This window comes from Streptomyces roseirectus, from assembly GCF_014489635.1.
Classification (GTDB): Bacteria; Actinomycetota; Actinomycetes; order Streptomycetales; family Streptomycetaceae; genus Streptomyces; species Streptomyces roseirectus.
The window spans coordinates 7,008,034-7,030,731 of the sequence record NZ_CP060828.1; the positions used below are offsets into that span (position 1 = coordinate 7,008,034).

Consider the following 22,698-nt stretch of genomic DNA (forward strand, 5'->3'; position numbering starts at 1 on the left):
AGAGGGCTCAGCCGATCCGCTTGAACTGGTCCTCCGTCAGGCTCAGTCGCAGCGCCGCCGCGTTCTCCGCGAGGTGCGCCGGGGACGAGGTGCCGGGGATCGGGACGGTGTTCGGGGCGCGGTGCAGGAGCCACGCCAGGGCCAACTGGGAAGGCGTGGCGCCGAGTTCGGCGGCGAGGGCGGTGAGGTGCGGGGTCAGGTCGCCGGTGGTGACCGGGAAGTAGGGGATGAACGCGATGCCGTGGGCCGCCGTGTGGTCGACCACCGGATCGTGGACGCGGTCGGAGAGGTTGTAGAGGTTCTGGACGGAGACGATCGGCGCGGTCCGTTCGGCCTCCGCCAGCTCGGCGACGGTCACCTCCGACAGGCCGATGTGCCGGATCTTGCCCTCGTCCCGCAAGCGCTTCAGCGCGCCGATCTGGTCCGCGAGGGGGTACTCAGGGTCGACGCGGTGGAGCTGGAAGAGGTCGATGCGGTCGGTGCCCAGCCGGCGCAGGCTCAGCTCGGCCTGCTGGCGGAGGTAGGCGGGGTGGCCGTGGGTGATCCACTCGCCGGGGCTCGGGCGCAGCACGCCCGCCTTCGTCGCGATCACCACCTCGTCGCGGTACGGCCGCAGCGCCTCGGCCAGCAACTCCTCGCTCTCGCCCAGGGAGTACGCGTCGGCCGTGTCGAAGAAGTTCACGCCCCGCTCGACGGCGCCCCGCAGGAGCGCGATCGACTCGGCGCGGTCACTGGGCGCCCGCCAGACGGGCGCCGTCATGCCGGAGCGCTCACCGGGCGCGCCGGACAGGCGCATCGCGCCGTAGCCGATCCTGCGTACGGGGAGGTCGCCGCCGATGTGGAATACGTCTGTGTCGGTCATGGCTGAGACGGTAGGACGTCACATCCATGTGAGTTTCAAGTCGACGTGAGGGGGATCACATGCGGATCGGGGAGCTGAGCGAGACGACCGGGGTCGCCGTGCGCCTGCTGCGCTACTACGAGGAACAGGGGCTCCTCGACGCCGAACGGACCCCGGGCGGGCACCGGGTCTACGCGGACGACGCGCCGCTCGTCGTCCGGCGGATCCGCGTCCTGCTCGACGCCGGGCTGCCCACGCGCGTCATCCGGGAGGTGCTGGACTGCGTGTGCGGCGCCGAGACCGAGGTCGAGCCGTGCCTGACGCCGCTGCTGCGGGAGCAACTGGACGGGATCGAGGGGCGGATCGCTCGGCTGGAAGGGTCCCGGGACTCGCTCACGAGGCTGCTCGCGCCGTTGCCGTGAGGGTCTTCGTGATGTCTGACGTGTGATCAACTTCGTTCTGTGATCGCGTTGTTGACTGTGATCGCACGGTTGGCTTAGCCCCGTGAGCGTGTCACCCTGAGGTGCATGGCTGACGGGGTGCGCACGGACAGCAAGGGCAAGGGCGAGAACTTCGCCGACTGGGCCGACGGACGGCTGGGGATCTACGCCCTGGCCAAGGCCAACCTGCGCAAGGTGTTCCCGGACCACTGGTCGTTCATGCTGGGCGAGATCTGCCTCTACAGCTTCCTCGTGCTGATCCTGACCGGCGTCTACCTGACGCTGTTCTTCGACCCCAGCAGCTCCGAGGTCGTCTACAACGGCTCGTACGCGCCCCTCAACGGCATCACCATGACCCAGGCGTACGAGTCGACGCTGGACATCAGCTTCGACGTCCGCGGCGGTCTGCTGATCCGGCAGATCCATCACTGGGCGGCGCTGGTGTTCGTCGCGGGGATGCTGGTCCACATGATGCGCGTGTTCTTCACCGGCGCGTTCAGGAAACCGCGCGAGATGAACTGGGTGTTCGGGTGGACGCTGCTGTTCCTGGGCATCCTGACGGGGCTGACCGGGTACTCGCTCCCCGACGACCTGCTGTCCGGCACCGGGCTGCGGTTCGCGCAGGGCGCGATCCTGTCCGTCCCGATTGTCGGGACCTACCTCGCGTTCTTCCTGTTCGGCGGCGAGTGGCCCGGCGTCGACTTCATCTCACGGCTCTACCCGGTCCACGTGCTGCTGCTGCCGGGGATCATGCTGGGCCTGGTCGTCGCCCACCTGATCCTGGTCTTCTACCACAAGCACACGCAGTACCCGGGGCCAGGACGGGACCAGAAGACCGTGGTCGGGATGCCGTTCATGCCGGTCTACGTGGCGAAGGCGGGCGGGTTCTTCTTCCTCGTCTTCGGGGTGCTCGCGTTGATGGGCGGCATCGCGACCATCAACCCCGTGTGGGCGTTCGGCCCCTACCGGCCCGACCTCGTGACGACCGGCGCGCAGCCCGACTGGTACCTCGGGTTCTCCGAGGGGCTGATCCGGGTGATGCCGGCCTGGGAGCTCAACGGGTGGGGCCACACCCTGGAGTTGGGCGTCTTCATCCCCTTCACCCTGTTCCCGCTGATCCTGGTGGCGCTCGGCGTCTACCCGTTCTTCGAGGCGTGGATCACCGGCGACAAACGCGAGCACCACCTCCTCGACCGGCCCCGGAACGTCCCCGTCCGCACGGGGCTCGGCGTCGCCTGGCTGGCGCTGTACGTGGTGCTGCTGATCGGCGGCGGCAACGACATCGTCGCCACGCACCTCCACCTGTCGATCAACGCGATCACCTGGTTCGTCCGCGTCGCCGTGTTCGTCGCGCCCGTGCTCGCGTTCATCGTCACCAAGCGGATCTGCCTGGGGCTTCAGCGCCGGGACCGGGACAAGGTGCTGCACGGCAGGGAGACCGGCACCATCAAACGGCTCCCGCACGGCGAGTACATCGAGGTCCACGAACCGCTCACGCAGGCCCAGTTGCACACCCTCACCCAGCACGAGCAGACCCCGCCGTACGCGATCGGGGCGCGGGTCGACGCGAACGGGGTCCGGCGGCGGGTGAGCGTGAGCCAGCGGGTGCGGGCACGGCTCGCGAAGGCGATGTTCGGACCGGGCACGCGGATCGAGAAACCGACGGTCGAGGAGTACCGGGAGCTGAGCCGGGGGCACTGACGGGAGTGGGCCGGGGGAGGGGGCTGGCGGGAGTGGCCGGGGTTGCTGATGGGGCTGGTCGGGGGTGTTGGCGGGGGCTGGCGGGGTCGCTGAGGGGAGTTGGTCGGGGGCGCTGGCGGGGGAGTGGCCGGGGTCGCTGATGGGGCTGGCCGGGGGTGTTGGCGGGGGCTGACGGGGTCGCTTACGGAAGCGGCCGGAGGGGCGTTGAGTCTTCCCTAGCAAGCGCTTGGTGGGTATGGTGCCTGCGCCCGTCGTCCACCGGGGAGTTCGCCAGGAACCTCAGGGAGTCCGTCATGGCCGAGGCATACCTCGTCGAAGCGGTCCGTACGCCCGTCGGGAAGCGGAAAGGGGGGCTCGGCGGTGTCCACCCGGCGGATCTCGGCGCCCACGTGCTGAAAGAGCTGGTGCGGCGCGCCGGCGTCGACCCCGCCGCCGTCGAGGACGTCGTCTTCGGCTGCCTCGACGCCGTCGGGCCGCAGGCCGGGGACATCGCCCGCACCTGCTGGCTCGCCGCGGGGCTCCCCGAGGAGGTGCCCGGTGTCACCGTCGACCGGCAGTGCGGGTCCTCCCAGCAGGCCCTGCACTTCGCCGCGCAGGCCGTCATGTCCGGGACGCAGGACCTCGTCGTCGCGGGCGGCGTGCAGAACATGACGCAGATCCCCATCGCCTACGCGACCCGGCAGGCCGCCGTCCAACTCGGCTTCACCGAAGGGCCGTTCGCGGGCAGCGAGGGGTGGCGGGCGCGGTACGGGGACCGGCCCGTCAACCAGTTCGCCGGGGCCGAGATGATCGCCGCGAAGTGGGGGATCGGGCGGGAGGCGCAGGAGGAGTTCGCGCTCACCTCGCACCGGCGGGCCGTGCGGGCGATCGACGAGGGGCGGTTCGCGCGGGAGACCGTGCCCTGCAACGGAGTCGAGACCGACGAGGGCCCCCGGCGGGACACCTCGCCGGCGAAGATGGCCGCCCTCAAACCCGTCCTCGACGGAGGGACCGTCACCGCCGCCTGCTCCTCGCAGGTGTCCGACGGGGCCGCGGCCATGCTGCTCGCGTCCGAACGGGCCGTGCGGGAACACGGGTTGACGCCGCGGGCCCGGGTGCACCACCTCTCCGTGCGCGGCGAGGACCCGATCAGGATGCTCACCGCACCCATCCCGGCGACCGCGCACGCGCTGAGGAAGACGGGGCTGACGATCGATCAGATCGACCTCGTCGAGATCAACGAGGCGTTCGCGCCCGTGGTGTTGGCGTGGCTGAAGGAGACGGGGGCCGATCCGGAGAAGGTCAACGTCAACGGCGGGGCCATCGCGCTGGGGCATCCGCTGGGGGCGACCGGGGTGCGGCTGATGACGACGCTGCTGCACGAACTGGAGCGGACGCGGGGGAGGTTCGGGTTGCAGACGATGTGCGAGGGGGGCGGGCAGGCGAACGTGACGATCGTGGAGCGGCTGTAGACGTTCAGGTGTCGCACTCCAGCACCGTCCGGCACAGCCCGCACCGGGCCCGTACCCGGCCCGTCACTGGTACCCGGATCCGCTGGTGGCACGTCGGGCAGGGGAAGCTCACGCGGGGCGGGGTGCCGGGGGAGAAGGAGTACGGGGTGTCCGGGGGTGTGCGGGACTGGCGGCGGTCGCGGGCGTAGCGGCGCCGGCCCGCCCAGCCCGCGGCCGTCAGGGGCGGCTGGCGTTCGTCGAGGCGGGCGCGGGCCAGGCCCGCCTCGTACGCCGTGTACGCCTGCGGGCTGGTGAACCAGGGGCGGGGGTCCTCGCCGAAGAACAGGGAACGCTTGGCGAGGACGTAGCCGAACTCCTCCGGCGTGAGGTAGCCGAGCTTCTGCGACGCCTCGCCGTGCTCGCGGTAGGCGTCCAGCAGGAGCCAGCCGGCGCCCAGGTAGGTCGTCGCCGTGTCCGTCAGGATCTCGTTGTCCCGGGTGCCGGGGAAGCGCAGGTCCAGGCGGTGCAGGTAGACGTGCATGATCTCGTGGGCCAGCGCCGCGCCGATGTCCTCGCGGTGGGTGCGGAAGCGGTCGTTCAGCTCGACGAAGTACTCCGGGCCGGCGGTGAGTTCGATGTTCGCCGCGTGCTGCATCTCCCGGAAGCCGACGATCATCCGTGCGTCCGGCAGCCGGTAGTGCCGGATCAGCTCCCGGGCGACGCGCTGCGCGCCGAGGTGCAGGTCGTCGCCGTCCCCGAACGCGACGTCCGCCGGCGGCACGCTCGTCGCGAACGTCGACACGGTGTCGTAGGACAGCCGCCGGTACAGCGCCGTGACCGCCGCCCGCACGGTCTCCAGGTGCGGAAACCCGTGCTCGACCGCTCCACCGTCCACCACGCGGCACCCCCACAGACGCCGTGCACTTTCTTCTTACCCTACTTGCAGGTCGGTGTACTGGCGGGGCGTGGATGTCGTTCTGCCTTGAGGGGTGGAGAAGCGTGAGGGGGACTGCGGGTATCCGATCATGGTCGTCAAGAAGCGAGTAAATGGAACAAAGTTTCGATCAATTTCGATCTTTGGTGTGCTGTGCGTGATGTGTGTGCGTAGCGTGGTCGGCATGCAGCTCCGTTACAACTACCGGACCTACCCGGATGCTTCTCAGCGCCGTGCGCTGGCGAGGGCGTTCGGGTGTGCGCGTGTGGTGTGGAACGACTGCCTGCGCGACCGGAAGGAAGCACACGCGGCGGGGATGCCGTACGTGACGTCGGCGGAGCTGTCGCGGGTGCGGATCACGCAGGCCAAGCGCACGGAGGAGCGTGCGTGGCTCGCCGAGGTGTCGGCGGTCGTCCTGCAGCAGTCCCTGCGAGACCTGGACACCGCCTACAAGAACTTCTTCGACAGCCTCAAGGGCAAGCGGCAGGGTCGCAAAGCCGGCCCGCCCCGCTACAAGTCGAAGAAGGACTCCCGGCAGTCGGTCCGCCTCAACACCAACGCCTTCTCCGTGAAGGACAACGGCACGGTGTATGTGGCCAAGGTCGGCGACCTCAAGGTGAAGTGGTCGCGCCGGCTCCCGGCCGCGCCCACGTCCCTGACCGTCATCCGGGACGGCTGCGGCCGGTACTTCCTCAGCTTCGTCGTGGACACCGAGCCCGACATCCTCCCGGAGACGGAAGCGGAGTGCGGCATCGACCTGGGGCTGTCCGCGTTCGCGGTCCTGTCGGACGGGACGAAGGTCGCCAGTCCGCGTTTCCTGCGCCGTGCGGAGAAGAAGCTCAGGCGTCTTCAGCGGGAGCTGTCCCGCAAGGTCAAGGGGTCGAGGAACCGGGCCAAGGCCCGTGCCAGGGTCGCGCGCCAGCATGCCAGGGTGGCCGACCGGCGCCGGGACTTCCACCACAAGGCATCCACACAGATCATCCGCGACAACCAAGCGGTGTACGTGGAAGACCTCGCGGTGTACGGCCTGGCCCGCACCCGGCTCGCCAAGTCCGTGCACGACGCGGGATGGTCCGCGTTCACCGGCATGCTGGAGTACAAGGCCGCCAGACACGGCCGCACCTTCGCCAAGGTGGACCGCGCCTTTCCGTCGTCCCAGATCTGCTCGGCCTGCGGATTTAGGGACGGACTCAAGCCCCTGCACGTCCGGGAATGGACATGCGGTGCGTGCGGCACCGTGCACGACCGCGACCACAACGCGGGCCGCAACGTCCTCTTCGAGGGACGCCGTATCGTCGCCGCCGGACGGGCGGAGACGCCAAACGCCTGTGGAGCGCCGGTAAGACGGGCACCCGTGCCCGCACAGCGCGGTGAAGCAGGAAGCCCCCGGAAGGGTCGGACGACCCAGGCCGGAATCCCTGGACTTCGGACCAGGGAGCACGTCAATGTACGAGGGGTGGACGGCCCCGCGGGTTCTTGGCGGAACGGATTAGGGTGAACGGCCATGACCACCAGCAACACCCACAACGGTGCCGCCGACCCCCAGGTCCAGGCCGAGCTGTCCCGGCTGCGCGACAGCATCGACAACATCGACGCCGCCGTCATCCACATGCTCGCCGAGCGGTTCAAGGCGACCCAGCAGGTCGGCTACCTCAAGGCCCGCCACCACCTCCCCGCCGCCGACCCCGCCCGCGAGGCCCGCCAGATCAAACGCCTCCGCGGCCTCGCCGAAAGCGCCAAACTCGACCCCGCCTTCGCCGAGAAGTTCCTCAACTTCATCGTCGCCGAGGTGATCCGCCACCACGAACGCATCGCGGAGGACACGGCGTCCTGAGCGACGTGCGGGGCGCTGCGCAGGCGTGAGGGTGGCGCTCTGGGGCGATGACCGCGTGTCCGGGACGGCAGCCCGGACTCCCGGGCCGGTAAACGCAGGGCGCGGGGCCGGCGGGACGCTGCGGCCCCCTGCGGAGGCGTATACGCGAGGCCGGCGGGACGTACGGCGTCCCGGGGTGGCGTGCGTGAGCGGGCGGGACGGCGCGGCGCCCCCGGGAGGCGCGTGCGTGACCGGGCGGAGGACACACCGACGTCCCGCCGGGCGGTGCGGCCGGTCCCCCGGGTAAGCACGCGGTTCACGGCGGGAGCGGCTGACGGCAGATCCGCGCCGCCACCCGGCCGAGGGCGTGCCCCGGAGGGGAGCCTCTCCCGAGGTGCATGGCGGCTCTCGCCGGGGACGCGGCTCCTGAGGCGGACGATGGCTCTCCCCAGGGGCACGGCTCCCTGAGCGGGTGACGCGGGCGGACGGAACCGCGCCGGGACCTGAGCAGCTGGTGCCCACCTACCAGCACGGCCAACGCCCCCTCCGCCCCTGCCTCACCCCTCCGGCGAAGCCTCCAGCAGCTCCGCCCCCTCGGCGAGCCCCGCGACCGCCCCCGCCCTCTCCATGAAGCCCCCAACCACCCCCCGCCGAAGCCCCGCCACACCCCCCGTCCAAACCCCCGTCAACCCCCCAAACCGCCCCGCCCCTGTGCCCCGTCCCCCGGATCGGGCAGCATGGCCCCCATGTCCGTACTGACGCGCGACGAAGCGCTGAGCCGTGCTGAGCTGCTCGATGTTCACAGTTATGCCGTTGATCTTGATCTCACGACGGGGGAGGAGACGTTCGAGTCTCTGACCGTCGTTCGTTTCACCGCGCGCAGGGGCGCGGACACGTTCGTCGAGCTGAAGCCGGCGGAGCTGCGTTCGGTGACGCTCGACGGGAAGAAGATCGACGCGAAGAAGCTGGAGGACGGCCGGTTCCCGCTGAGGAAGCTGAAGGCCGGCGAGCACGAGCTGCGCGTCGAGGCGACGATGCGTTACTCCCGCACCGGCGAGGGCATGCACCGCTTCACGGACCCGGCGGACGGCGAGACGTACGTCTACACGCAACTGTTCCTGGACGACGTCCAGAAGGTCTTCGCCGCGTTCGACCAGCCCGACCTGAAGGCGACGTTCGACATCACGGTGACCGCCCCCGAGGGCTGGACGGTCCTCGCGAACGGCGTCACGGAACACCTCGGAGACGGCCGCTGGCGCGCGGCGACGACCCCGCCGATCTCCACCTACCTCGCGGCGGTCGCCGCAGGCCCCTGGCACAGCGTCCGCACGGAACACCGCGGCCTCCCCTTCGGCCTGCACTGCCGCCGCTCCCTCGCCGCCCACCTCGAAGAGGACGCGGACGAACTCCTCGACATCACCCGCGCCTGCTACGACCGCTACCACGAGCGGTTCACCGAGCCCTACCCCTTCGACTCCTACGACCAGGCGTTCGTCCCCGAGTTCAACGCGGGCGCCATGGAGAACCCCGGACTCGTCACCTTCCGCGACGAGTTCGTGTACCGCTCCGCCGTCACCGACACCGAACGCCAGACCCGCGCGATGGTCATCGCCCACGAGATGGCCCACATGTGGTTCGGCAACCTCGTCACCCTGCGCTGGTGGGACGACATCTGGCTGAACGAGTCCTTCGCCGAGTACATGGGCTACCGCACCACCGCCGAGGCGACCCGCTTCGGCGGCCCCTGGACCGAGTTCGGCGTCTCCCGCAAAGCCTGGGGCTACGACGCCGACCAGCGCCCCACCACCCACCCCGTCGCCCCCGACGCCGTCCCCGACACCGCCTCCGCGCTCCTCAACTTCGACGGCATCTCCTACGCCAAGGGCGCCTCCGCGCTGCGCCAGCTCGTGGCCTGGCTCGGCGACGACGACTTCCTCACCGGCATCAACACCCACTTCGCCCGGCACAAGTTCGCCAACGCGAGTCTCGCCGACTTCATCGACTCCCTCGCCTCCGCCACCGAGCGCGACGTCCACGCCTGGGCCGACGCCTGGCTGCGCACCACCGGCGTCGACACCCTCACCCCCGTCGTCAACGGCACCGGCGGCGCCCACACCCTCACCGTCGACCGCGCCGGCACCCGCCCCCACCGCATCGCCGTCGGCCTCTACGACGAGGACGCCGGCCGCCTCGTCCCCCGCGACCGCGTCCACGTCGACGTCCCCCAGGACGCCCCCCTCGACCTCGGCAAGCGCCCCGCGCTGCTCCTCCTCAACGACGGCGACCTCAGCTACGCCAAGGTCCGCTTCGACGCCGTCTCCACGGACACCCTGCGCACCCAACTCGCCGCGCTCCCCGACCCGTTGACCCGGGCCGTCGTCTGGAACGCGCTGCGCGACGCCGTCCGCGACGGTGAACTCCCCGCCGGCGCCTACCTGGAGACCGCCCGCACCCACCTCCCCCACGAGACGGACCTCGCCGTCGCCGAGGCCGTACTCACCTTCGCCACCGGCCAGTTGACGAACCGTCACCTCACCGCCGAGGAGCGCCCCGCCGCGCTCACCGCGCTCTGCCTGCTCTGCAAGGACCTCATCCGCCGCACCGAGGACGGCGACAGCCCCGGCCTGCGCCTCATCGCCGTGCGCACCTTCATCGACGTCGCCCAGCACCCCGACACCATCGCCGCGTGGCTCGCCGACGGCACCGTGCCCGGCGGTCCCGAACTCGACCCCGACCTGCGCTGGCGCGTCCTCGCCCGCCTCGCCGTCCTCGGCGCCACCGACGAGGCCGCCATCGCCGGGGAGCTGGCCCGCGACCCCTCCGCCACCGGCGAGGAAGGCGCCGCCCGCTGCCGCGCCGCCCTCCCCGACGCGGACGCCAAGGAACGCGCCTGGCAGGCCATGTTCGGCTCCGACGACCTCTCCGCCTACCTCTTCACCGCCACCGCCCAGGGCTTCTGGCAGCCCGAACAGGCCGACCTGCTGCGCCCGTACGTCGCCCGCTACTACACGGACGCCGTCCCCGTCGCCCGGCGCCGCGGGCCCGCCGTCGGCACCGCCGCCGGACGCTGGGCCTTCCCCGTGCACGCCGTCGACACCGAGAACCTGGAACTCGGCCGGGCCTGCCTCGACGGCGACGGCCCGACCCCGGCCCTGCGCCGCCAACTCGCCGACCAACTCGACGACCTCGCACGGGTGTTGAAAGCGCGAGGAGCCTGACCTGCGCCGCGCGTGGGGCGGATCGTAGAAGCAGATTTTCTCCACGCGCGCGTACCACTTTCGGGTCTGATCGCTCGGGTTTCCGGGTGTGCCGGGACTTCCGGGGACATGCTGGAGTCCCGCCCCGGAAGGACCCCCATGAGCCTGCCGCCCCTCGCCTCGGGTCCCCAAGGCGCCGACGCGCTACGGCCGTTGCTCGACACCGTCCTCACCGCGCTCACCACCGGCACCCGCGCCCGAGGCGGCCCCCTCCCATCCGGCGGCCCCCACGCGGTCGCGGCCCGCGTCCGAAAAGCCGTAGGCGAAGTCCTCCCCCAACAAGGCGACCCGAACGCCCTAACGACCCTCATCCACACCTTGGCGGAAGGCTCCGCCGACCCCGCCGACCCCCTCTGCGCCGCCCACCTCCACTGCCCACCCCTCGCCCTCCCCACCGCCGCCGACCTCGCCGCCTCCACCCTCAACCCCTCCCTCGACTCCTGGGACCAGGCCCCCGCCGCCTCAGAACTGGAGACGCTGGTGGTGACGGCACTGGCACGCGAGGTGTACGGAGGGCCTGCGGTGCCGGGGGAGGGGTACGGGGGACTGTCGCGGGAGCCGGTGGCGTCGGGCGGGGTGTGTGGGGGGTCGGCCCTCGAACCGGCGATGCCGGGCGCGGTGTGCGGGGAACTGGCGGCGCCGGGGGAGGGGCATGGGGAGTCGGTGTGGGAGCCGGTGGTGTCGGGCGGGGTGTGTGGGGGGTCGGCCCTCGAACCGGCGATGCCGGGCGGGGTGTGTGGGGAACTGGCGGCGCCGGGGGAGGGGCGCGGGGAGTCGGTGCGGGAGCCGGTGGCGTCGGGCGGGGTGTGCGGCGGGCCAGCCCTCGAACCGGCGACGCCGGAGGAGGTGCGTGGGGAGTCGGCGCCGGAACCGGCAGCGCCGGGCGCGGGGCCCGAGGAGCCGGCACCCGAACCTGCGACGCCGGACGCCGAGGCGCGTACCGCCCCCGCCGAGGGCGCCTCCGGTGCCTCGCCCGCCGCAGTTCCCGGTGCCCTGCCTGCCGCAGCCTCCGGTGCCTCGCCCGCCGCAGTTCCCGGTGCCCTGCCCGCCGCAGCCTCCGGTGCCTCGCCCGCCGCAGCCTCCGGCGTCCCGGCCTCCGCAGCCTCCGGTGCCCCGCTCGCCGCAGCCCCCGGCGCCCCCGGTGCCGCCCCCAACACCCTCGCCAGGACCACCCCTGCCAGGACCACCCCTGCCAAGACCACCCCCGCCTCCAACGCCCCCGCCAAGACCACCTCAGCCAAGGCCGCGTCGGCCCCCGACGCCCTCGTCACCACCGGTGGTACCGAGTCCAATCACCTCGCGCTTCTGCTCGCCCGTGAGGCACAGGGCCCCGGTGTCCGGCTGGTGTGCGGGGCGAACGCTCACCACTCGCTCACCCGCGCCGCCTGGCTCCTCGGTCTGCCCGAACCTGTCGTCGTCCCCACCCCCGAGGGTGTTCTGGAGCCCGCCGCGCTGGATGATGTCCTGGCCCGGCTCGACGGCCCTCTTCTCGTCGCCGCCACCGCAGGGACTACGGATGCCGGGCTGATCGATCCGTTGCCCGGGATCGCCGCCCGCTGCGCGGCGCACGGCGCGCGGCTGCACGTCGACGCGGCGTACGGCGGGGGCCTGTTGTTCAGTGACCGGCACAGGGGCAAGCTCGCCGGGACAGGGGCCGCCGACACCGTCACCCTGGACCTGCACAAGCTGGGCTGGCAGCCGGTCGCCGCAGGGCTTCTCGCCGTGCGGGACGCGGGTGATCTCGCTGTGCTGCGGCACAGGGCCGATTATCTGAACGCCGACGACGACACCGAGGCCGGTCTGCCTGACCTCCTCGGACGCTCGCTGCGGACCACGCGTCGGCCGGACGTCCTGAAGGTCGCCGTCACGCTGAAGACCCTGGGCCGTACGGGACTCGGAGCTCTCGTCGACCAAGTGTGCGCGCTGGCCCAGGAGTTCGCCGACCGGGTCGCCGCCCGCCCCGGTCTCGAGCTGTACGCCCGTCCGGTCGTCAGCACCGTCCTGTTCCGCCCGGTGGACGCGGACGTCGCCGTCGTCCGCCGCGCCCTCCTCGAACAGGGCCGGGCCGTTCTCGGGCGGGCCCGTACCGGTGACGGCCGGCTCTGGCTCAAGGCCACCCTCCTCAACCCCCACACCGGGCCGGCCGACCTCGACCGCCTCCTGAACCTCGTGGAAGGAACCACCCCCAGATGACCGACGCCCCCACCCCCGCCGACACCCCGCACGACCTCGTCGGCATCGGCATCGGCCCCGTCAACCTCTCGCTGGCCGCCCTGGCCCAGCCCCTCACCGACCTCGACACCGTCTTCTACGAGCAGCGCCCCGCCTTCCACTGGCACCCCGGCCTCCTCATCGACGGCGCCCGCGTCCAGGTCCCCTTCCTCGCCGACCTGGTGAGCCTCGCCGACCCCACCAGCCCCTGGACCTTCCTCAACCACCTGAAGAGCCTCGACCGCCTCTACCCCTTCTACTTCGCCGAGCGCACCCACATCCAGCGCGCCGAGTACGACGCCTACTGCCGCTGGGTCGCCGGCCACCTCACCGGCCTGCACTTCCGCCACCAGGTCGACGCCGTCCGCTGGAACGCCGAACGCGCCCTGTTCGAGGTCGACTTCACCCACCTCGACGCCGAGGGGGAGGCCGAAGCCCTCGGCCGCGCCCACGCCCGCAACGTCGTCCTCGGCATCGGCAGCGAGCCGTACGTCCCCGACCCCCTGCGCCCCCTCGTCGACGCCCCCGGCGTCCCCGTCGTCCACGCCGCCGACTACCTCGACCACCGCGCCGCGTTCCTCACCGCCGGCCACGTCACCGTCGTCGGCACCGGACAGTCCGGCGCCGAGATCTTCCTCGACCTCCTGCGCAACCGCCCGGCGGGCCGTGAACGCCTGCACTGGATCGGCCGGAGCGACGCCTTCGCGCCCATGGAGTACTCCAAGCTCGGCCTCGAACACTTCACCCCCGACCACACCCGCTACTTCCACGCCCTCCCCGAGCCCGTCCGCGACGAACTCCTCGCCCGGCAGGGCCACTTGCACAAGGCGATCGACGCCCGCACCCTCGCCGACATCCACGACGAGCTCTACGACCGCACCCTGCACGGCGGCTGGCCCGACACCGTCATGACCCCCGGCGTCAAGGTCCGCACCGCAGGCCGTATCGCCACCACCAAGGTCGAACTCCACCTCGACCACGTCCAGCAGGGCACCCGTTCCCGCCTCACCACCGACGCCGTCGTCCTCGCCACCGGCTACCGCGACCGCCCCCTCGACCGCCTCCTCGCCGGACTCGACCCCCACCTGCGCCGCGACAACGCGAAACGGCCCCTCGTCGACGAGCAGTTCCGCCTCGTCCTCGACCCCGCCGTCACCGGTAACGTCTACGTCCAGAACGCGGAACGCCACACCCACGGCGTCGGCGCACCCGACCTCGGCCTCACCGCCTGGCGCAGCGCCACCATCCTCAACTCCCTGACGGGGAAAGAGACTTACCCGCTGCCCGCCCGAACGGCGTTCACCACCTTCGGACTCGAAGCCCAGCCCCGGGTCCCCGCCGCCCGGCAGCCGCGCACACTGACCCCGCTCGTCGAAGGCCGCTGAACGACCCGCCCCCCGTGATGTGATGCTCCGGCACGGACACCATCACGGGGGAGCAGCACACATGAACCGACGTCGGATACTCCTCGCGGCGACCGCCCTCGCCCTGACCCCGGCCGGCCGGGCGAGCGCCGCCGTCCCCGCCACACCCCGCCTCGACCTCACCGCCACCACCGGACCCTGGCTGCGCGAGATCACCCTCAGCGAGACCCGCGTCCCGCAGTCCTTCGCCTTCGACAACACCAACAAGCGCCTCTACACCGCCCAGTTGACCCAGGGCGGGCGCATCCTCGCCGGGGAGAGCGCCGCCGTCTCCGGCGCCGACCGCTCCAGGAACGGCGACCTGTGCGTCACCCGCCTCGACTGGCGGGGCACCGTCACCGGCCGCATGTACCTCAAGGGTTTCGGGCACGGCGTCTCCATCGGCGCCGAGCCCGTCGGCACCAGCACCTACCTGTGGACCGAGACCGACGCCGTACCCGACAGCCAGGGCAACGGCTACGGCACCCGCGTCGCCCGCTTCCGCTTCACCGACGGCGCGGTCCTCACGACCGGCTCGACGAGCCTCGTCCGCCACGACCCCGTCCCCGGCTCCGACCACAACACCGTCGCCCTCGACCCCGTCCACAGCCGTATCGCGCACCGCCGCCGCGCCGACGGCGTCTGGACGTACGCGCTGTACGACCTCGTGACCTTCAAGGCGGGCGTCTTCGAACCCCTCGCGACCCTCACCCAGCCCGACGTCCTGACCGGGCCCACCTTCCAGGGGTACGCGACCCTCGGCCGCCACCTCTACACCCTCGACGGCACAGCCCTGTCCGACAACGTCCACCTCACCGCGGTCGACTGGAACACCGGGGCCGTACTGGAGAGGCAACTCACCGACGCCGGAGGGGAGTTGTTCTACCGGGAGCCCGAGGGGATGGCGATCCAGATTCCTGACGCCACGTCACCGGCCAGGCTGCACTTCGGACTCGCCTCCGAGGAATCGCTGACGCAGACGGACAAGAAGGCGAGCTTCTACTACACGGACACCACGGTCCGATAAGCCGGAGGGGGCCGTGACACACGGCCCCCTCTACGCCATACGGCCCTCAACTCCCGCTCAGAACACCGGCGTTCCGTTCCGCGTCAGCTTCCAGCTCACCGACGCGAAGTCCTTCGGGTCCAGCACGCCCTTCGCCGTCACCCACTCCGCGATCCGCGTCCGGATCTCCGTCGACTCCGCCCACAGCTCCTGCGCCGACGCCACGTGCGGGAACGCGCCACCGCCGTTCGCCCGGTAGTTGTTCACCGCGAACACGAACTGCTGCGCGTCGTCCAGCGCCGCCCCGTTGTACGTGAGGTTCTTGATCCGCGACCCCGCCGGCTGCGCGATGTCGATGTCGTACGAAAGCCCCGACACGTAGTCGTAGTTGTAGTCCGGACGGCCGCCCGCGTTCGTCAGCTTCTCCACGTCCACGACCGCGTCCGGCGCCGTCTGGACGAAGTACTGCGCCGAGTACTCCAGGTACGCCTTGATCTGCGCGCCCGTCATCAGCTTCGCGACCAGCGTGTTGTCGTACACGTACAGGCTCGACAGGTCCCGGATCGTCACATCGCCGGCCGGGATCTCCGACGTCCGCGAGAACGGCGACGCCTGCGAGATCACCGGCAGCGACGCGTGCGCCGTACCCGCCAGCGCCGCCTTCACGACGTCCTCCTGGACCTTCGTGATCAGGTCGATGATCGGGGCGTCCTTGTACCGCGCCTCGACCGTCGTCAGCGCCACCGTCGCGGTCCCCACGACCTGGTTGACGTACTTCACGACCTTCGCGTGCTCGTCGCTCAGCAGCCGGGTGATCTTCGGGTCGTCCGCGACCGAGTTGGAGTTCAGGACCTTCGACGAGACCGACTCGACGACCCAGCGGCCCTTCTCCCGGACCAGCTCGATGTCGAACACCGACAGCCGCTCCGCGTACGCCAGCGGCTCCGACAGGACCACCGTCTTGCCGGTCTTCTCGTTGACGACCTTCAGCTCCGGGATCTCCACGTGCGCGTGGCCGACCAGGATCGCGTCGATGCCGGGGACCTGCTTGGCGACGTTCGCCGCCGCGTTCTCGACGTACGGGAGCTGGTCGCCGTACGAGGACGTGCCCGAGGAACCCGAGTGCGCCGACACGATCACGACGTCCGCGCCCAGCGACCGCAGCTTCGGGACGTACTTCGCGGCCTGCTCCTCAAGGCCGGGGAACGCCAGCTTGCCGTGCACGTACGCCTTGTCCCAGATCGCGATGCCCGGGTTCGTGAGGCCGAGGATCGCGACCTTCACCGGCGGGGCGCCCTTCGGGCACACCGTCTTGATGACGTACGGCGGGAAGGCGGGCCGCAGGGTCTTCGCGTCCACCGCGTTCGCGCCCAGCAGCGGGAACCGCAGCTGCGACTCGAACTTCCGCAGCGTCTCGATGCCGTAGTTGAACTCGTGGTTGCCGAGCGCCGCCGCGTCGTAGCCGATCGCGTTCATCGCCTGCGCCATCGGGTGCACCGGGCCGCCCTTGGCGGTGATCGGGTCCACCTTCGCGTAGTAGTACGTCAGCGGCGTGCCCTGGATCGTGTCGCCCGCGTCGATCAGCAGCGTGTTGTGCCGGCCCTTCTCCGCGCGCAGCTGGTTCACCAGCGTCGAGATCCGCGCGAGGCCCTGGGCGTTGCCGGCCGCGTCCTTGTACTCCGCGTCCTTGAAGTAGTCCCAGTTGAAGACGTGCCCGTGCAGGTCCGTCGTCCCCATCACGGTCAGCGAGTAGCGCTTGGGACGCTTCACGCGCGCCTGCGGGGCCGCCTGCGCCGGAGCCGCCGCCGCACCCGCGATCGCCACCCCCGCCCCGGTCACGGCGGACTTCTCCAAAAACTTCCGGCGGTTCAACGGCATATCTGGTGCTCCTCGGGGAATCGTCAACGACGCGCGTAGATTCTGACCTGTCCACGACCCTTCACAACAGGTCCAGAAGGTTGCGATCCGGTGACCTGACGTGCCGAATCGGACGTGCCAGAGTGTCCCGCATGACCCACGGCACCCCCGACGCCCCCCTCCTCACCGTCCGCGGCGAAGCCGCCACGGACGCGGAACCCGAGACCGCGCGCCTCGGAGTGACCGTCACCGCCGAAGGACGCGACCGCCACCAGGTCCTCGACGACCTCACCCGCGCCCACACCACCGCCCTCGGCCTCCTCACCGCCCACCCCGTCGAACGCGTCACCACCCCCGCCCTCACCGTCGCCCCCGCCTACGTCCTCGACGAGCACGGCGGCCAGCACCAAGGACACCAGGGCCGCGCCCACCTCACCGTCCACGTCACCGACCTCACCACCCTCGGCGCGCTCCTCACCCGCCTCGCCGACCTCGACCTCATCACCGTCGAAGGCCCCCACTGGGAACTGCGCCCCGACTCGCCCGTCCCCGCGGACGTGCGGCGCGCGGCGGTCCGTGAAGCCGTCCGGCGGGCCCACGAGTACGCCGACGCCCTCGGCACCACCCTCGCCGCCCTCATCGAACTCACCGACGAAGGAGGGCGCGTACCGAGGCCGCGCGCCGCTTTCGCGCAGACGGCGCGCAGGGTCTCCGCCGCACCACCCCCGCCCCTCGACCTCGAACCCCCGCACCTCACCGTCGAGGCCGCCGTCACCGCCCGCTTCACCCTCCACCCGCCCGCCCTCGACCGCTGAAATATGCTCATCGGAGCGGTCGCGTGCACACCCCGGCGCTTGTCAATAACCCTTCACGCAAAGGTGGTTGAGTAGTCATGCGCGGCCAACGGCCTACCCGGCGGTAGGGCCTAGGCTCGACCCATGCGCCGAGCGAAGATCGTCTGCACCCTGGGGCCCGCCACCGACTCGTACGACCAGATCAAGGCCCTGGTCGACGCCGGAATGGACGTCGCCCGCCTCAACCTCAGCCACGGCAGCCACGCGGAACACGAGGACCGCCTCCACCGCGTCCGCAAAGCCGCCGAGGAGACCGGGCGGGGCGTCGGCATCCTCGCCGACCTCCAGGGGCCCAAGATCCGCCTCGGCACCTTCGCCGAAGGGCCCGTCCTCCTCGAACGCGGCGACACCTTCACCATCACCGTCGAACCCGGCGCCCAGGGTGACGGCCACTCCTGCGGCACCACCTACGAAGGGCTCGCGCGCGACGTCACCCCCGGCGAACGCGTCCTCGTCGACGACGGCAAGGTCTGCCTCGAAGTCACCTCCGTCGACGGGCCCCGCGTCCACACCACGGTCGTCGAGGGCGGCATGGTCTCCGACCACAAGGGCCTCAACCTCCCCGGCGTCGCCGTCTCCGTCCCCGCGCTCTCCGAGAAGGACGAGGCCGACCTGCGCTGGGCCCTGCGCGCCGGCGCCGACATCATCGCCCTCTCCTTCGTCCGCAGCGGCAAGGACATCGACGACGTCCACCGCATCATGGACGAGGAGCGGCGCCGGCTGCCCGTCATCGCCAAGGTCGAGAAGCCGCAGGCCGTCGACGCCATCGACGACATCGTCGCCGCGTTCGACGGGATCATGGTCGCGCGCGGTGACCTCGGCGTCGAGATGCCCCTCGAACAGGTGCCGATCGTCCAGAAACGCGCCATCAAGCTGGCGAAGCGCAACGCCAAGCCCGTCATCGTCGCGACCCAGATGCTCGACTCCATGATCGAGAACTCCCGGCCCACCCGCGCCGAAGCCTCCGACGTCGCCAACGCCGTCATCGACGGCACCGACGCCGTGATGCTCTCCGGCGAGACCAGCGTCGGCAAGCACCCCATCGAGACGGTCCGCACCATGGCCAAGATCGTCGAGGCCGCCGAGGAGGACATCCTCGCGAAGGGGCTGCCGCCGCTGACCGACCTCAACAAGCCCCGCACCCAAGGCGGAGCCGTCGCCCGCGCCGCCGCGGAGATCGGCGACTTCCTGGGCGCCAAGTACCTCGTCGCCTTCACCCAGACCGGCGACACCGTCCGCCGCCTCTCCCGCTACCGCTCCCCCATCCCCGTCCTCGCCTTCACGCCGGTGGCGGCCACCAGGTCCCAACTCAGCGTCAGCTGGGGCGTCCAGACCCTCCTCGGCCCCTGGGTCTCCTCCACCGACGCCATGGTCGACCAGGTCGACGAACTCCTCCTCTCCCACCACCTCTGCGCCAAGGGCGACATCGTCGTCATCACCGCCGGCTCACCCCCCGGCGTCTCCGGCTCCACCAACATGGTCCGCGTCCACCACATCGGCGAGGACGACAGCCCCAAGTAGGGGCGCGGGCTCAGCGTTTGGGTCCCACATGGGCGTCGAGCCGGGCCACAGAGGCTTTACGCGCGACGGAGATGCTGTACGGGTCGCCGTTGCGGGTGCAGTGCGTCCACTCGATGCCCAGCTTGTCGAGGGTGCCGGTGTAGAGGCAGCGGATGTCGTCCGAGACGTTGGTGAAGAAGTACCGGGGGTATTCGTAGCGCTTGCGCTCGCCCTGGACCACGCGGGCCGTCCAGTTGATGCTGCGACAGCCGTCGGAGTGGATGAGACCGCGGACGAACTCCCAGGGGTGAGCGTCGACGATGGCCTGCTGCCAGGGTTCGAGGGCTATGCGGCGCTCGTGCTTCCTGCCGGGGCAGGACCTTGCGCATGGCGTCTTCGGCGGCGTCGATGAGGCCGGGCCATGAAACCGTGCACGTCACCATGAGGTAGGCGTACGCCGCCGTGTTCTCCGGCGGCTCGGGGATGTCCTGGCAGCGGAAGCACGGGGGAGTCCGCGTCAGTGGCTCGACTCGGGTCAGCCAACGGCTGATCGACGACCGGGCTATGCCGGTTTCCTTGCTGACGGAGTTCAGGCTGCGGCCCTGGTTCACGAGGGCGAGTGCGTGCTTGCGCGTGCCGGTGTCGTACACGCGACCACTGTGGGACGGAGGACGCCTCCGTGTGCGCGAACCTTTGAATCTAAGGAAAAGTGCCCCAGGTGGGATTCGAACCCACACTGTCCGCTGTTTGAGAGCGGCCTCTCTAACCAGTTGGAGTACTGGGGCCTTCGAAAGGAAGGGGAAGTTCAACCCTTCGTGCCCCCACCTTACCGCAGCTAGGTACGCTCTTGTCAGCAGTACCCCTGCCCCGAACAAGGAGCCCCCGTGACCCCCGAGTCGCCCCAGCCCGTAGACGCGCCCGACGACGACAAGTCGCACGTGCCTCCGCTGACGACCCGAGTCGTCATCGCGGAGGACGAGGCGTTGATCCGTCTCGACCTCAAGGAGATGCTGGAGGAGGAGGGGTACGCGGTCGTGGGGGAGGCCGGTGATGGTGAGCAGGCGGTGGAGCTGGCCCGCGAGCACAAGCCGGACCTGGTGATCCTCGACGTCAAGATGCCGAAGCTGGACGGGATCTCGGCGGCCGAGAAAATCGCGGAGGAGCGGATCGCCCCGGTGCTGATGCTGACCGCGTTCTCGCAGCGCGACCTGGTCGAGCGCGCGAGGGACGCCGGCGCGATGGCGTACCTGGTGAAGCCGTTCAGCAAGAGCGACGTCGTCCCGGCGATCGAGATGGCCGTCTCGCGCTTCACGGAGCTGAAGGAGCTGGAGAACGAGGTCGCCGACCTCACCCAGCGCCTGGAGACCCGCAAGCTCGTCGACCGCGCGAAGTCGATCCTCCAGACCGAGTACGGCCTCACCGAGCCCGCCGCGTTCCGCTGGATCCAGAAGACCTCGATGGACCGCCGCATGTCGATGCAGCAGGTAGCGGAGGCGGTCATCCAGGACGCCGACGAGAAGAAGGCCAACAAGGGCTGACCCGGTGACGCCTCAGGTCCCGTCGGAGCCGGCGGGGCCTGAGGCGTCGTCGTCTTCGGGGGCACGGAAGCGGCCCATGCTCGCCGTGATGAGGAGTACTCCGGCGGGGGCGGTGAGTCCGTAGGCCAGCAGCGGGAAGCTGTCCTTCACGGAGTCGTGCAGGACGAACAGACCGGTCAGCGCCGCGAGCAGCAGCGGGCGCCGGATGACGTGTCGTCCCACGATCTTCACGCGCCGCAGCCCACGGGCGCGTTCGAGATGTTCCCAGTCCGACGGCGGCATGCCCTGAGCATAGGCCGCTGAGCCGGGCGTGCCGCGTGAGCGGGTCAATTCCGCTCACGCGGCCCGGAGTTCAGTCCTCGCCCAGGTACGCCTTGCGGACGGACTCGTCGTGGAGGAGGTCCTGGCCGGTGCCGGAGAGGACGATGGAGCCGACTTCCATGACGTGGCCGTGGTCGGCGAGGGAGAGGGCGGCCTGGGCGTTCTGTTCGACGAGGAGGATCGTCGTGCCCTGGGCCTTCAGCTCGGCGATGGTGGCCATGATCTTCTGCATCATGATGGGGGAGAGCCCCATGGAGGGCTCGTCCAGCATGAGGAGTTTCGGCTGGGACATGAGCGCGCGCCCCATGGCGAGCATCTGCTGCTCACCGCCGGAGAGCGTGCCCGCGGCCTGCTTGCGCCGTTCCCCGAGGATGGGGAAGAGCTCGTAGGCGCGCTGGATGTCCTGCTCGATGCCGGGTTTGTCGTTGCGCAGGAAGGCCCCGAGGCGGAGGTTGTCCTCGATGGTCATCCGGGGAAAGATGTGCCGGCCCTCGGGGGAGTGCGCGAGCCCGAGGGAGACGATCTGGTGCGCGGGAACCTTCTTGAGAGAACGCCCGTTGAACCGGATCTGCCCGCCGGCGGGCTTGAGGAGCCCGGAGAGCGTGCGCAGGGTGGTCGTCTTCCCGGCGCCGTTGGTGCCGATGAGGGTGACGACCTCACCGGCGTCGACGGTGAAGGAGATGCCCTTGACGGCCTCGATCTTGCCGTAGGCGACGCGGAGGTCTTCGACTTCGAGCAGCGCGGTCACTTCGCGCCTCCTTCGGTGGTGCGGTGGGCCTCCGCCGCCTCGACCTCGGCGACTTCCTCGGCGCCGGGGGCGTTGTCGAAGGGTTCGCCGAGGTAGGCGGCGACGACACGTTCGTCCCCCTGGACGGTGGCGCTGTCGCCCTCGACGAGTTTCTGTCCCTGGACGAGGACGGCGACGCGGTCGCAGAGGTTGAAGATGAACCGCATGTCGTGCTCGATGACGAGGACGGCGATGCCCTGGTCGCGGATGGCGAAGACGAGTTCTTCGGTGGCCCGCGTCTCCTGGGGGTTCATGCCGGCCGTCGGCTCGTCGAGGAGCAGCAGCCCGGGTTCGCTGGCCAGCGCCCGCGCGATCTCCAGCTTGCGCTGCTCGCCGTAGGGCAGGTTGCGCGCGAGGTGGTCGGCCTTGTGGTCGAGCCCGACGAACCGCAGGAGTTCCATGGCGCGTTCACGGGACGCGGCCTCGGCCTTGTGGAAGGAGGGCAGCCGCAGGACGGCGGACCAGAACCCTTCCTTGGTGCGCGTGTGACGGCCGACGAGGACGTTCTCCAGGACGGTCATGTTGGCGAAGAGCCGGATGTTCTGGAAGGTGCGCGCGATGCCGGCGGCCGTGACCTTGAAGGACTTGGCGGGCAGCACGGTGTCCTTGTACCGGACTTCGCCCTCGGTGGGGACGTACAGCCCGGTGAGGCAGTTGAAGAACGTCGTCTTGCCGGCGCCGTTGGGCCCGATGAGTCCGACGATCTCGCCGGCGCCGACGGTGAGGTCGACGTTCTGGACGGCGGTGAGGCCGCCGAATCGCATGGTGACGCCGCGTGCGTCGAGGACGGTGTTGGTCATGGTCG

18 protein-coding genes, 1 tRNA gene and 2 pseudogenes are annotated in these 22,698 nt (G+C 70.7%); 13 read left to right on the top strand and 8 right to left on the bottom strand.

Translation table 11 applies throughout. The features are described 5' to 3' along the window. Positions 1-7: 7 nt before the first annotated feature. Positions 8-862, bottom strand: a complete 855-nt coding sequence (locus IAG44_RS30085) for an aldo/keto reductase (protein ID WP_187750218.1) — start codon at positions 860-862, stop codon at positions 8-10. Positions 863-921: 59 nt separating this feature from the next. On the opposite strand from IAG44_RS30085, the gene IAG44_RS30090 reads away from it, so the two are divergent. The 3 genes from IAG44_RS30090 (at position 922) to IAG44_RS30100 (ending at position 4,433) form a co-directional block, all read left to right on the top strand. Then, the gene (locus tag IAG44_RS30090) at positions 922-1,263 is read left to right on the top strand and encodes a MerR family transcriptional regulator (RefSeq protein WP_187750219.1); all 342 of its coding nucleotides are present in this window, start codon (positions 922-924) and stop codon (positions 1,261-1,263) included. Positions 1,264-1,368: 105 nt separating this feature from the next. Beyond that, on the top strand, positions 1,369-2,982 hold the full coding sequence (gene qcrB, locus IAG44_RS30095; RefSeq protein WP_187750220.1) for a cytochrome bc1 complex cytochrome b subunit: 1,614 nt from the start codon (positions 1,369-1,371) through the stop codon (positions 2,980-2,982). Between the two features lie 293 nt (positions 2,983-3,275). Further along, complete coding sequence (locus IAG44_RS30100) at positions 3,276-4,433, top strand: acetyl-CoA C-acetyltransferase (RefSeq protein WP_187750221.1); 1,158 nt, start codon at positions 3,276-3,278, stop codon at positions 4,431-4,433. A 4-nt stretch (positions 4,434-4,437) separates the two neighbouring features. Here IAG44_RS30100 and IAG44_RS30105 read toward each other — a convergent pair whose 3' ends face one another. Continuing rightward, the gene (locus tag IAG44_RS30105; protein ID WP_187750222.1) at positions 4,438-5,310 is read right to left on the bottom strand and encodes a hypothetical protein; all 873 of its coding nucleotides are present in this window, start codon (positions 5,308-5,310) and stop codon (positions 4,438-4,440) included. Between the two features lie 220 nt (positions 5,311-5,530). Here IAG44_RS30105 and IAG44_RS30110 point away from each other — a divergent pair, with 220 nt between their 5' ends. The 7 genes and pseudogenes from IAG44_RS30110 (at position 5,531) to IAG44_RS30140 (ending at position 15,057) form a co-directional block, all read left to right on the top strand. Continuing rightward, positions 5,531-6,844 carry an RNA-guided endonuclease InsQ/TnpB family protein gene (locus tag IAG44_RS30110; protein ID WP_187750223.1) on the top strand — a complete coding sequence of 438 codons (1,314 nt, stop codon included), beginning with the start codon at positions 5,531-5,533 and terminating at the stop codon, positions 6,842-6,844. 6 nt (positions 6,845-6,850) lie between these two features. Further along, on the top strand, positions 6,851-7,180 hold the full coding sequence (locus tag IAG44_RS30115) for a chorismate mutase (RefSeq protein ID WP_187750224.1): 330 nt from the start codon (positions 6,851-6,853) through the stop codon (positions 7,178-7,180). 725 nt (positions 7,181-7,905) lie between these two features. After that, on the top strand, positions 7,906-10,377 hold the full coding sequence (pepN, locus tag IAG44_RS30120) for an aminopeptidase N (protein ID WP_187750225.1): 2,472 nt from the start codon (positions 7,906-7,908) through the stop codon (positions 10,375-10,377). A 138-nt stretch (positions 10,378-10,515) separates the two neighbouring features. After that, positions 10,516-10,929 (top strand): annotated as a pseudogene (locus tag IAG44_RS30125) (aspartate aminotransferase family protein); the annotation flags it as partial. Between the two features lie 264 nt (positions 10,930-11,193). Then, on the top strand, positions 11,194-12,609 hold the full coding sequence (locus IAG44_RS30130) for a pyridoxal phosphate-dependent decarboxylase family protein (RefSeq protein WP_425508536.1): 1,416 nt from the start codon (positions 11,194-11,196) through the stop codon (positions 12,607-12,609). Next, a complete protein-coding gene (locus IAG44_RS30135) occupies positions 12,606-14,012 on the top strand; it encodes a lysine N(6)-hydroxylase/L-ornithine N(5)-oxygenase family protein (protein WP_187750226.1) in 1,407 nt (468 codons plus the stop codon). Before IAG44_RS30130 ends, IAG44_RS30135 begins: the two co-directional genes overlap by 4 nt. A gap of 61 nt (positions 14,013-14,073) precedes the next feature. After that, positions 14,074-15,057, top strand: coding sequence for a phage baseplate protein (locus IAG44_RS30140; RefSeq protein WP_187750227.1), 984 nt, complete (start codon positions 14,074-14,076; stop codon positions 15,055-15,057). Positions 15,058-15,114: 57 nt separating this feature from the next. On the opposite strand, the gene IAG44_RS30145 is transcribed toward IAG44_RS30140, so the two are convergent. Further along, a complete protein-coding gene (locus tag IAG44_RS30145) occupies positions 15,115-16,914 on the bottom strand; it encodes a bifunctional metallophosphatase/5'-nucleotidase (protein ID WP_187750228.1) in 1,800 nt (599 codons plus the stop codon). A 131-nt stretch (positions 16,915-17,045) separates the two neighbouring features. On the opposite strand from IAG44_RS30145, the gene IAG44_RS30150 reads away from it, so the two are divergent. Both IAG44_RS30150 and pyk read left to right on the top strand, forming a co-directional pair. Beyond that, positions 17,046-17,708 (top strand): SIMPL domain-containing protein, encoded by a 663-nt coding sequence (locus IAG44_RS30150; RefSeq protein WP_187750229.1) that lies wholly within the window; start codon positions 17,046-17,048, stop codon positions 17,706-17,708. A gap of 123 nt (positions 17,709-17,831) precedes the next feature. Then, positions 17,832-19,268 (top strand): pyruvate kinase, encoded by a 1,437-nt coding sequence (gene pyk, locus IAG44_RS30155; protein ID WP_187750230.1) that lies wholly within the window; start codon positions 17,832-17,834, stop codon positions 19,266-19,268. Positions 19,269-19,278: 10 nt separating this feature from the next. Here the strand turns inward: pyk and IAG44_RS30160 are convergent. Together IAG44_RS30160 and IAG44_RS30165 are read right to left on the bottom strand one after the other, a co-directional pair. After that, positions 19,279-19,897: pseudogene (locus IAG44_RS30160) on the bottom strand (transcriptional regulator). A 60-nt stretch (positions 19,898-19,957) separates the two neighbouring features. Further along, positions 19,958-20,032 (bottom strand) — tRNA-Leu (locus tag IAG44_RS30165). Positions 20,033-20,131: 99 nt separating this feature from the next. Between IAG44_RS30165 and IAG44_RS30170 the strand changes: the two genes are divergently transcribed. After that, positions 20,132-20,785, top strand: a complete 654-nt coding sequence (locus IAG44_RS30170) for an ANTAR domain-containing response regulator (protein WP_187750231.1) — start codon at positions 20,132-20,134, stop codon at positions 20,783-20,785. Between the two features lie 12 nt (positions 20,786-20,797). On the opposite strand, the gene IAG44_RS30175 is transcribed toward IAG44_RS30170, so the two are convergent. From IAG44_RS30175 to IAG44_RS30185, 3 genes are all read right to left on the bottom strand, one after another. Beyond that, on the bottom strand, positions 20,798-21,067 hold the full coding sequence (locus tag IAG44_RS30175) for a hypothetical protein (RefSeq protein ID WP_187750232.1): 270 nt from the start codon (positions 21,065-21,067) through the stop codon (positions 20,798-20,800). 70 nt (positions 21,068-21,137) lie between these two features. Beyond that, positions 21,138-21,854 carry an ABC transporter ATP-binding protein gene (locus IAG44_RS30180; protein ID WP_187750233.1) on the bottom strand — a complete coding sequence of 239 codons (717 nt, stop codon included), beginning with the start codon at positions 21,852-21,854 and terminating at the stop codon, positions 21,138-21,140. Continuing rightward, on the bottom strand, positions 21,851-22,693 hold the full coding sequence (locus IAG44_RS30185; RefSeq protein WP_187750234.1) for an ABC transporter ATP-binding protein: 843 nt from the start codon (positions 22,691-22,693) through the stop codon (positions 21,851-21,853). The genes IAG44_RS30180 and IAG44_RS30185 overlap by 4 nt, the downstream gene beginning before the upstream one ends. Positions 22,694-22,698 lie beyond the last annotated feature (5 nt).

Coding starts and splice junctions, on each gene's coding strand:
- IAG44_RS30085 (WP_187750218.1), bottom strand. CDS start 862: ATGACCGACACAGACGTATTCCACATCGGCGGCGACCTCCCCGTACGC.
- IAG44_RS30090 (WP_187750219.1), top strand. CDS start 922: ATGCGGATCGGGGAGCTGAGCGAGACGACCGGGGTCGCCGTGCGCCTG.
- qcrB (WP_187750220.1), top strand. CDS start 1,369: ATGGCTGACGGGGTGCGCACGGACAGCAAGGGCAAGGGCGAGAACTTC.
- IAG44_RS30100 (WP_187750221.1), top strand. CDS start 3,276: ATGGCCGAGGCATACCTCGTCGAAGCGGTCCGTACGCCCGTCGGGAAG.
- IAG44_RS30110 (WP_187750223.1), top strand. CDS start 5,531: ATGCAGCTCCGTTACAACTACCGGACCTACCCGGATGCTTCTCAGCGC.
- IAG44_RS30115 (WP_187750224.1), top strand. CDS start 6,851: ATGACCACCAGCAACACCCACAACGGTGCCGCCGACCCCCAGGTCCAG.
- pepN (WP_187750225.1), top strand. CDS start 7,906: ATGTCCGTACTGACGCGCGACGAAGCGCTGAGCCGTGCTGAGCTGCTC.
- IAG44_RS30135 (WP_187750226.1), top strand. CDS start 12,606: ATGACCGACGCCCCCACCCCCGCCGACACCCCGCACGACCTCGTCGGC.
- IAG44_RS30140 (WP_187750227.1), top strand. CDS start 14,074: ATGAACCGACGTCGGATACTCCTCGCGGCGACCGCCCTCGCCCTGACC.
- IAG44_RS30145 (WP_187750228.1), bottom strand. CDS start 16,914: ATGCCGTTGAACCGCCGGAAGTTTTTGGAGAAGTCCGCCGTGACCGGG.
- IAG44_RS30150 (WP_187750229.1), top strand. CDS start 17,046: ATGACCCACGGCACCCCCGACGCCCCCCTCCTCACCGTCCGCGGCGAA.
- pyk (WP_187750230.1), top strand. CDS start 17,832: ATGCGCCGAGCGAAGATCGTCTGCACCCTGGGGCCCGCCACCGACTCG.
- IAG44_RS30175 (WP_187750232.1), bottom strand. CDS start 21,067: ATGCCGCCGTCGGACTGGGAACATCTCGAACGCGCCCGTGGGCTGCGG.
- IAG44_RS30185 (WP_187750234.1), bottom strand. CDS start 22,693: ATGACCAACACCGTCCTCGACGCACGCGGCGTCACCATGCGATTCGGC.